This is a genomic window from Streptomyces sp. NRRL WC-3549, assembly GCF_000721935.1.
In the GTDB taxonomy this organism is placed as follows: Bacteria; Actinomycetota; Actinomycetes; order Streptomycetales; family Streptomycetaceae; genus Streptomyces.
Genome location: NZ_KL585387.1, coordinates 152,345 through 155,714, shown reverse-complemented (window position 1 = coordinate 155,714; position 3,370 = coordinate 152,345). Strand labels below are relative to the sequence as shown.

Here is a 3,370-nt window from a genome sequence, read left to right as displayed (position 1 = left end):
TGCCGGTGCCGCTGGTCGACGCGGCGGGGCGGCTGATGTGCCGGATCTCCGTACCCGACCTCTCGGCGCACGGGCTGCCCCGGCCGCGCGGGGGCCTCTACTCCCGGGTCCGCCAGGGCGCGATTCCGGTGCAGGACGTCGGGCTGATCGCCGCCGTGAAGAGTGGCCGGGTGGTGCCGGTGGCGGCCGTCGAGTCGTTCGACGGGGACGCGGTGGTGCTGGCCGACGGCGCCAGGGTCACGCCGGACGCGGTGATCGCGGCGACCGGCTACGAGCGGTCGCTGGAGGACCTGGTCGGCCACCTCGGGGTCCTGGACGACCGGGGCCGCCCCGTCGTGCACGGCGCCCGTACCCCGAAGCAGGCCCCCGGGCTGTACTTCACCGGGTTCACCAACCCGATCAGCGGGATGCTGCGCGAGATGGCCCGGGACGCCCGGAAGATAGCCGGGCGGCTGGCCTCGGCGAAACGCTGACGGGACGGGGACCGGGCGCACCGCCCCGTCCCCGTCCCGCCGCCCGGCCGTCAGGCGGTGGGGTTCACCGTGACCGTGGCGGTGTTGTTGCCCGGCTCGGGGTCGAACGGGAAGTCGGTGCCGAAGCTCGCGGGCCTCAGGGTGACGGCGCCGTGGGCGTCGGGCACCACGGTGTCGACGCGCAGGTCGAAGGGGAAGACACGGGTGGTGTCCTCCAGCACCCAGTACGGCATCTCGCAGACGTAGCTCGGGGCGCCGAGCCGGCCCGCCCGGTAGCCGCCGGACAGCGCCCGGGGCTCACACGCCTCGGGCACGGAGGTGGCGGTGGTGCCCGCCGGGACGGTGAATTCGACCAGGGCCACCGAGTCGCCCGAGCCGAGGTTGCCGAACCAGCCGGGACCGTTGTTGCGGAAGGTGACGTCGGCCCGGACGGTGTCGCCCGCCGCACCGCTGACCTTCACGTCGCGTACGGAGAAGTCCGCGGTGCTGACCGCCTTCAGCGCCACGGAGACGTAGTTGTCCTCCTCCGCGATGTCTTCCGCGCCGCCACCGGGCCTGAGGCTGATGTCCAGCCGCTCGGTCAGGGCGTGCGGGGCGAGGGACATCCGCAGCGGCTCGGGCAGCGTGAAGGTCTCCCCCGGTTCGAGGACCTGGTCGAAGGCGCAGTCGGCCTGGTACATCGGCGCGTAGTCGTCGGCGCCGAGATCCGTGTAGGTGCAGACGTCGTACCGGGAGTCGAAGCCGAGCCCGTACGAGGCGGTCATGCCGAGGGTGAAGCCCTGGGCCGGGACGGCGCCCCGGTTGGTCACGGTGAGCGGCAGGGTGTGGACGCTGCCGGGCTGGGCGCCGGTGACCGGGTCCAGCTCGTTCAGGGCCAGGTCGGGGCCGGAGGTGACGGTGACCGTGGAGACGAAGGAGTCCTTCGGGGCCTCCAGCGTCCCGTCGGGGCCGCCGAGCGCCGTGGCCTCGTAGGTCACCTTGCCCTGGGCGCCCAGCTCGGCGCCGGCCGCCGGGCGGAGGCCGAGGGTGATCTGCGGGGCGTAGTCCTCGCCGATCACGGGAACCACGGGTATGTCGCACACCGCCGTGGTACCGGCGGGCGCGCAGTCGGAGGGCCAGCTCACCTCGGCGACCCCGGCGAGACCGGAGACGTCCACGGTGACCTGGCCGTCGATCACCGAGAAGGTGTCGTTGTCGTGGTACAGGCCGACCTCGAAGTCGGTCTCGGACTCCGAACCGGCCTGGAGGTTCTGCTCGTACGGCACGGAGATCCACAGCTGGTCGGACTGCGGTTCGTCGGCCGACGCCGGCACGGACAGCCCGGTGAGCAGGGCTCCGGTGACGACGGCGGCCGAGGTGGCGAGGCGCGCGAGGGGGCGGGCGGGGACAGGTCTCATGGCTCTCCAGTGACAGGGTCGTGACGGGCTCTCCCACCGGTGGACGCTGCCACCGGCATCAACCATGTGACGATCAAGGACCGTCCAGGGTTGTGGAGCGGCAGCCATCACATCGCGGGAGAGGACACGCCGTCACCTGGGTTTTCCCTGCCTGCGTATGACGGGGCGTCACCGCGCCGTGAGGCCGTCCCGCGGTGCGCGGCGGATGACCAGGGCCATCAGGGCCGCCGACGCGCACAGGGCCCCCGCCGCGTACCAGACCACGTCGTACGAGCCGAAGACGTCACGGGCCACGCCGCCGAGGAAGGCCACCAGGGCCGCGCCCACCTGGTGGGAGGCGAGGACCCAGCCGAAGACGATCGCGCTGTCCTCGCCGTACTGCTCACGGCACAGGGCCATCGTCGGCGGGACCGTGGCGACCCAGTCCAGGCCGTAGAAGACGATGAAGAAGACCATCGGCGGGTGCACCGACGGGCCGAGCAGCATGGGCAGGAAGAGGAGGGAGACCCCGCGCAGCGCGTAGTAGACGGCCAGCAGCCTGCGGGCGTCGAAGCGGTCGGTGAGCCAGCCGCTGAAGACCGTGCCGATGACGTCGAAGACCCCGATGACCGCGAGCAGCGAGGCCGCCGCGGTGATCGGCATGCCGTGGTCGTGGGCCGAGGGGACGAAGTGGGTGCGGATCAGGCCGTTGGTGGAGGCCCCGCAGATCGCGAACGTGCCGGCCAGCAGCCAGAAGGGCCCGGTGCGGGCCGCGTCGGCCAGGACGCGCAGGGTGCGGGTGGCGGCGCCCTTCGCGGGGGCCGGCTTCTCCGCGTACGTGCCGCCGTACGGAGACAGGCCCACGTCGGCCGGGTGGTCCCGCATCAGGAGCCAGACGAACGGGACGACGACGAGCGCGGCCAGGGCCACCGTCACCGAGGCGGGGCGCCACCCGTGCCGGTCGACGATCCAGGCGCACAGGGGGAGGAAGACGAGCTGGCCGGAGGCCCCGGCCGCGGTCAGGATGCCGCTGACCAGGCCGCGGCGGGCCACGAACCAGCGGTTGGTGACGGTCGCCGAGAAGGCCAGCGCCATCGAGCCGGTACCGAGGCCCACGAGCAGGCCCCAGTACAGCATCAGCTGCCAGGAGGCGGTCATCCAGACACTGGCCAGCGCTCCGGCGGCCACCGCGGTCAGTGCGACGACCACGACCCGGCGGATGCCGAAGCGGTCCATCAGCGCCGCGGCGAACGGCGCGGTCAGCCCGTACAGGGCCATGTCGATGGAGACGGCCAGCCCGATCTCGCCCCGGGACCTGTCTCTTATACACTATAAGAGACAGGAATCGGGCCAACGCTCAGCGAGGAGCGGGGGCGCGCCGCCGGGAGACCAGGGCGGCGTGCACGGCACAGGCCGACGCCGCGCCCACCGCGTACCAGAGCAGGTCCGGGGCGTTGAACGTCGAGCCGAGTACCAGCCGGGCGGCCGTGCTGTGCCGGGACAGCTCGGCGGGCAGGCCGG

Annotated in this window: 2 protein-coding genes and 2 pseudogenes; 1 reads left to right on the top strand and 3 read right to left on the bottom strand. The window is 72.8% G+C overall.

Going from position 1 to position 3,370, the window contains the following annotated elements; genetic code table 11:
- Positions 1–473, top strand: a pseudogene (locus IH13_RS0106075) (NAD(P)/FAD-dependent oxidoreductase); the annotation flags it as partial.
- Positions 474–523: 50 nt separating this feature from the next.
- Here the strand turns inward: IH13_RS0106075 and IH13_RS0106070 are convergent.
- The 3 genes and pseudogenes from IH13_RS0106070 to IH13_RS42070 all read right to left on the bottom strand — a co-directional run.
- Positions 524–1,870, bottom strand: a complete 1,347-nt coding sequence (locus IH13_RS0106070) for a COG1361 family protein (RefSeq protein ID WP_031081675.1) — start codon at positions 1,868–1,870, stop codon at positions 524–526.
- A 168-nt stretch (positions 1,871–2,038) separates the two neighbouring features.
- Positions 2,039–3,163: pseudogene (locus tag IH13_RS0106065) on the bottom strand (MFS transporter); the annotation flags it as partial.
- Between the two features lie 43 nt (positions 3,164–3,206).
- Positions 3,207–3,370: DUF2809 domain-containing protein (locus IH13_RS42070; protein WP_158791063.1), on the bottom strand; the 164-nt coding region annotated here is incomplete at its 5' end.